5 protein-coding genes are annotated in these 6,247 nt (G+C 47.7%); 3 read left to right on the forward strand and 2 right to left on the reverse strand.

Annotated elements, in window-relative coordinates; genetic code table 11:
- Positions 1–144: 144 nt before the first annotated feature.
- The 3 genes from F0265_RS16610 to F0265_RS16620 all read left to right on the forward strand — a co-directional run bounded on the left by F0265_RS16610 (position 145) and on the right by F0265_RS16620 (position 3,504).
- Entirely contained in the window at positions 145–1,017 is an 873-nt protein-coding gene (locus F0265_RS16610; protein WP_171749737.1) for a LysR family transcriptional regulator, read from the forward strand.
- Positions 1,018–1,097: 80 nt separating this feature from the next.
- Positions 1,098–2,021 carry an AEC family transporter gene (locus tag F0265_RS16615; protein WP_171749738.1) on the forward strand — a complete coding sequence of 308 codons (924 nt, stop codon included), beginning with the start codon at positions 1,098–1,100 and terminating at the stop codon, positions 2,019–2,021.
- A 172-nt stretch (positions 2,022–2,193) separates the two neighbouring features.
- The gene (locus tag F0265_RS16620; RefSeq protein WP_171749739.1) at positions 2,194–3,504 is read left to right on the forward strand and encodes a hypothetical protein; all 1,311 of its coding nucleotides are present in this window, start codon (positions 2,194–2,196) and stop codon (positions 3,502–3,504) included.
- 42 nt (positions 3,505–3,546) lie between these two features.
- Here the strand turns inward: F0265_RS16620 and F0265_RS16625 are convergent, their stop codons facing one another.
- Complete coding sequence (locus F0265_RS16625) at positions 3,547–4,278, reverse strand: DUF3726 domain-containing protein (RefSeq protein WP_171749740.1); 732 nt, start codon at positions 4,276–4,278, stop codon at positions 3,547–3,549.
- The gene (locus F0265_RS16630; protein ID WP_171749741.1) at positions 4,275–6,011 is read right to left on the reverse strand and encodes a hypothetical protein; all 1,737 of its coding nucleotides are present in this window, start codon (positions 6,009–6,011) and stop codon (positions 4,275–4,277) included. Before F0265_RS16630 ends, F0265_RS16625 begins: the two co-directional genes overlap by 4 nt.
- Between the last annotated feature and the right edge of the window lie 236 nt (positions 6,012–6,247).

Genomic DNA, 6,247 nt, shown 5'->3' on the forward strand with positions numbered 1-6,247 from the left:
CAATCAGCACGCGTAAGAATGTGATCTGACGTTCCCAAATCAGCTTGAAGCAGATTATCAATACAGCTGGACGGCCGATTAACATCTCCACCAGCTATGGTATTCTCAAAGTCGTTTGTTGTTAAAGTTTGGGGTACTTTATTTATGTCTATCAAAGCGTTGAGAACCTTGCGGGCGATTATTGCGCACGGCAGCTTTTCTGCAGCAGGCGATAAAATAGGTTTAACGCAGGCGGCGGTTAGTACCCAAATGAAACAGCTTGAAACAGAACTTGATACCAAGCTGTTTGAGAAGATAGGTCGCAACTTGGTTCTAACTCGTGATGGCGAAAAAGTCATGCAACGAGCCGAGCAAATTTTATCAATGTATGATGCTCTCGGGGATGGCTTAGGTCAAAACGGCCTCTACAGTGGCGAGTTGTTGGTGGGGGCGGTATTCAGCGTTCAGGTTGGTGCGCTCGGCCCTGCCCTTGCTTCAACCCGTCGGCAATACCCCAAACTCGCGATTAAAGTGTTCCGAGGTATGTCAGTCGATTTGGCAGAGCGGGTTGAGAGCGGAGAATTGGACGCGGTTTTAATTACTGAACCACAACGGAAGATACCGACTGGCTTTAGCTGGACGACCATCGAGCAAGAACCTTTTTACGTTGTAGCTCATAAGGATACAGTCGAAACTTCCGATAGCGAATTACTCAAAAACCACCCATTTATAAAGCTGGACGCGCGAGCTTGGGCTGGCACTATGATTGATAACGAACTCAAACGTAGGAATTTGATCACAGACACGGTGATGGAACTGGATTCCCTCCAAGCGTCGTTGATCATGGTGCAGGAAAAACTGGGCGTTACCGTTATGGCTTTAGGTGAAGCCAGAGCAAACAAACTAAGAGAAGAATACAAACTTGTTCCCTTTGGTGTACCAAGGCTGCACCGCAATATGGGGCTGTACCAGAGAGAACATCACAGCAGAAAAGAGCTGGTTCAAGTCTTGCTCGACGAGTTGTTACCTATAAATTAATTTTACGTTTTTATTAAAAATCCATAATTATTTTTTCATCTTCTTTCTTTGTACTCTTGGATAAGGAAAGGAGAAAGAATATGTCAGTCGCTATCTCGGCCTTACTGCAGGTCATGTTCATCGTATTATTGGGTTATTTGATTCGTCGCTTAATGCGTTTTAGTGATTCGTTCTGGGACGAATTGGCCAAGTTGACCTATTTTCTCCTCACTCCCGCTTTATTGATCTACTCGCTTGGCAACAAGCCATTGGATGATCTGCCATGGTTCAGCATTGCCAGCGTCTTGGTTGTCGTCCTTCTTATCTGCAGTGTTTTACTCATCGTCTGGCAACGCTATGTGCGCTCTGTTGACCCAGCGTCTTTTACGTCAATATTTCAAGGAGGCGTGCGCTTTAATAGTTTTGTGGCGTTGGCCATCGTCTACAACTTGTTTGGGGAGTCTGGCATCGTTGCCGCCGCTATATCGATGTCAGTAATCATCATCACCGTAAACTTGCTGTGTCTTCTGGTGTTTTCTTTTTATAGTCAGGAAGTGAAAAGCTGGAAATCGGTGTTTGTTAACCTATCGCGCAATCCCCTTATTCTTGGTTGCGTGATTGGATTAGCGATTAACCTAAGCCCACTGTCTCTACCCGATGAAATTAATGCGACCCTCGGCCTGTTAGGTAAATGCGCACTGCCGTTAGCACTGCTTGCTATTGGCGCGGCGCTAAAAACAGACCGCAATGAATCATTCAAAGAAATGGTCGTCGTTGCTTCTGTGATGCAGTTGCTTATTAAACCGGCAATGACTTTTGTGCTCGCGCTTTCGCTCGGCCTTGAGGGCATGATACTCGCCATTGTTACCATCATGATGGCAGTTCCAACCGCTCCTTCGGCTTACATTCTCGCAAAGCAACTCGGCGGAAACAGCACCGCCATGGCATCGATCATTGCGAATCAAACCTTCCTCGCCATCTTTACGCTGCCTATCACGCTTTATATTCTCAATGCTTATGGGTGAGCATTGGACGAAGCTTAAAATTGAGTGGTCGTACCTCTAATGAGAAAGTTTTACCCAAAAGTCGAAGACCGTCGGCCTCGTTATCATTAATGTAGTCAATACACCCTCAAGCCTCAGTGTTGGCTGTTCAAACGTGACCTGGTGTGTTCGACATCGTTAAGTGGAGGTTTCTATGCAAGTAAAACTACTTAAACGCCTCATCAAAGATAAGATCTTTGGTAATACCTCTAATACTGCGCGCGGTGTTCAGGTTGCACAAATGGCGGATGCTCGCATGGGCGCAATGTACATGCTAGCGAGCACGGAGATTACTAAAGTCGCCAAAATTTCGAATGCACACTTTTTTAGCGCGTTTGTTGTTGGCACTGAACCTTTCACGGACTTTAAAGACGCTGCCATGGGTCTGCTCAACAACACTGAGACCATGACTAAGCTCAAAAACAGCAAAGCAGCGAAAAAGATCTCGAAAGCAGCCTCAAAAGTCGCAGAAGTCACCACTTCAATGAAAAACGGCATCAAAGATCTCTTGTCTGATTTTTTCCGTACTTTACTCAACAAAGTCAGCCATGTTTATGGCGATTTACTTCATGGCCTAGAGTGGCTAACCGAGGTTGGAACTTGGCTGATTAGCAAATTTGCCGGCAATTTCGCAGATCTGATTCCTGGTTGGGGGCACGTAAGGAGTGCTTCAGCACTCTACTCAGCGGTTAAAAAATCGGTGCTGAAATCGAAAGATCTCATCACTCAAATTTACAAAGGCCGTGGCGTTGAATTACTGGGAGGACATCCAAGTATTATTTCCAAAACGTTGGCTCGCCATTCTGCAACGGGTGTTCTTGGTGGCATCAAAAGTGTTGCGTTAAGCGTTGCTGGAATCGCGGGAGCAACCGCCGCAGGCATTGGCTCTATCATCAGCCTTATCGTGGCTGTTTTAGAACGTATTATCAAATTGGTCGACTTTTTTGTTCAGCGCGCCCTACTCGACAAAGTCCTCAAGCGTGCGAAAAAAGAATGGCACAATCGCACCGCCAACGGCAGTTTGGTCAGTGATCACAAGATGTTCTCTGAGTGGTTTCAGAGTGCGGTGGTGACTACTCCGATTGTAGTCGCGCTCGTGATGGGCAGTGGCTTTGTCGGCCATCCAATGAAGTTTGCGCAGTTGCTTACGCCCAAGTTAGATGCCGTGTCTCAAGGCGAGTATGATAAAGCTGTGGTTTACATTGATAAGCTTAAATCACTCTCGACCAAATACGTTCAGGAGTACGTCGGCAGTTACAAAATTGATTTCTCCAGCACCGATGGCGTGGTTAACGCTCGACTGAATGAACTCAAGAAAGGTAAAGGTATATTGGATGGACACGAATTCGCAGTGAAACCCGCCGCGGTAAAACCAGCAGTCGCCTCTCGCAGTTCATTGGCGAAAAGCAACCTCTCACTCTCACAACTTGCATCCCTGCATGGCATGCCACCACTGGATGTGTGATTGAATGAAAAAGCCAAGGTCTTGACCTTGGCTTTTTCAGTATTAGGCCAGCTCTCCAGCACCCTGCCTTGATCGTTCGCTATTCTCGACCAAAAACACTGTCGCGGTCTGCTTTAGTAATTCCCATTCTTCGTCTTCAACGAAAATGCCCTCTCGCCACGAGGACTGCTGCGCGTCGACCAGCTCCTTAGCATCAACATACACGTTGTAGCCTTGCGAACTGGCGCTGACATCAAAGTCACTCACCGCAAGTTCAATCGTCATCGAGTGACAACTTTCTATCGAACCACGGCTCTCTTCTGAGAAATACAGTTCTGGTGCAATATTGCCTCGATTCAAGACGTACAATACATTTTTGGGGCTGGTGCCGTTGGTCCAGCGGGCCCGACACGCGATACCTTTGGCTGCCAGCTTCACTAACTCGCTGTACGCCAACCAACGGTTATGGCACTGCTTGAGCTCAATAGTAATGGTTTTAGATTGGACCATTTTCTCCAGCGCAAAATCCAACACGGCAGGTAAGTGACAAGCCACACTGCTATTGTGTAAATCCACCTCTAGGCTCTCATCAGAACGTTGCGAAATAGACACCGCGCAGTCAGAGTCTAAACCGAGGAAACGACTGGCATTATTAAAGTGACGAACACCATGCAGCCCCGCCATTTGTAAATCGGCCACCATGTTGGCAATAACATCCGCTTCACCACACAAACGACGTGCGCCTAAGAACGCTTTATTGACTGCTGCAACCAGCTCATTGTGTGACACGATCATAATGCGTTTCCTCCTTGGGCCTTGTTCGACTGACGATTCTGGATCTCACTTTCGGTTGGCATCAAAGGGAAGATCCAGTTGTCGTTGTACTGCTCTGAGCCGATTTCATCCAGCAAAGGCGCACCTTGAAAGAAGGTCACCCGTACCCAGCGATCTGAGCGGGGATCAAATTTCATCGCACCAAAGAAAGACAGTTTACAGCGCAGCAAGTGCATAGGCAGTGCATCTTGGCGTAACACGTTCATCTGAATATCGCCCATCTGGCGATGGCCCAAGGTCCAGACTCGACGCGCCACAGAGCGATATTGAGGATGCTGTAACAGAAACTGAGCCAGTGACATCTCACTCGGCTGCTGAGAGGCTGCGCTAAACAGGAGGTTGACCTGACGACCAATATCGAGTGGCAGCTCTCGGTCTTCACCGGATTCCTCCCCGCGAACCCCAAGTCTTGGCTCTTCTTTATCCTGAGAGCGATACCAGAACCAATAGTTGTTTTCTGCCAGCGAGTAATCGGCGTCAATTGCCCAGCGATATTTATCACTTAGCACATCAAGCAAGTCACCAACACTTTTCCCGGTAGCAACAGACAACGTTTCGTCGGTGTTCATCTGCTCTTCAAAACGGTTAACCAGTTCTGGATAAAGCTCGATCAAACAAGAAGTGACAATCTCCTGAGTTTCCAAACTGTAGGTCGTCAAACCCTCCATCACACCCTTCCAGTTGGGCTGCTGTGAGGTGATGTTCGCCAGATCTTTATGAATAAGAGTCAGCTCAGAAATCGCCTGTTGATTCAACGTATCCTGATGCGGATTGATGGTCACGACCTGCTCTAAGTGTTTGATGGCTTTATTCAATAACTGACTCAAAAGCCCATGCATCTCTGAATCGCACGGCTTTGCTAGAACCTGCGCTAGAGCACTTTCACGCGCCGTCATCCATTGATCAACGATACATGGGTGATTAATCAAATAAGGCGCCATTCCCAGCCCGGTGGCATTGCCGACGCCAAGATAACGTTGCAGCCCTCGGTCTAGCTCGATTGCATTTTCACCGCCTTGCTGACGTGCAAGGTAATGCACCCAATCGAGACTGAACTCACGTAGCAGGTACACAGCACACATCTGCGCACTGAAGGACAGACTGAAGTCCGGATTGTTCTCCAGTAGCTTGAAGTCCGCAATCCCAAACTTACCGTTGCCATACACGGCTGTTGTTCTGAGGATATAACCCACCTGTGCCAGCTCTTCGCCTTGTGGTTGAAGGCCTTTTGCCAGCGCCGAGACAATATGCTCAAACACTCGTACACTTTTGTTTGCTCTTGCCAGCACCAACACATTGTTTGGATTGCGCCCAGCTTCCTGAAGCGGAACATTGGCACGCAACTGTTCAAGCAAACTCACATCAACATCACCATAAACCAAGGCAAACGTGACATCCCATCTTTCCGCGATGACTCTATCATTGCGCTCCTCGTCTGCAATCTGATCGCAAAACACCACGAGATGATAAACATGGTGTGGGGTGTTAAGTCGGTAAATGACATAGCCAAACCCTTGCGGGCAAAGTTGCCAATCATGACGGCTCACCTGCCATTGTTGTCTAGCCATTTTACGAATCAGACTGCGTACAAAACTGATTCGATTTTGGTGCATAGCTCCTAGCCTTTCTGGCGCCATGACCACCTCTGCATTGCGCAGCGATGTTTCAGTGTAAGTAGAACGATGTGCATCCATTTTGCTCACCACCTGTTGTTATTGTAAGAATGGTTGGAGTGTGCGGATAGTGTCCGCACACTGTTCACGTTATTAGTCGTTAATAAGTAGTCACTAGGGTCTGTTGACCTTTTGCGGTTAAATTTTGTTCGAGATAAAAGCGTTTTAGTCGCGGCGAGAGGTTTGTCGCCTAGTGACCTAAGCAAAACACCTCTCAACAAAGAGTAAAACGCTTTTAGCCGAACCCTCTGGGCAGC

Source organism: Vibrio sp. RE88, assembly GCF_013113835.1.
Taxonomy (GTDB): Bacteria; Pseudomonadota; Gammaproteobacteria; order Enterobacterales; family Vibrionaceae; genus Vibrio.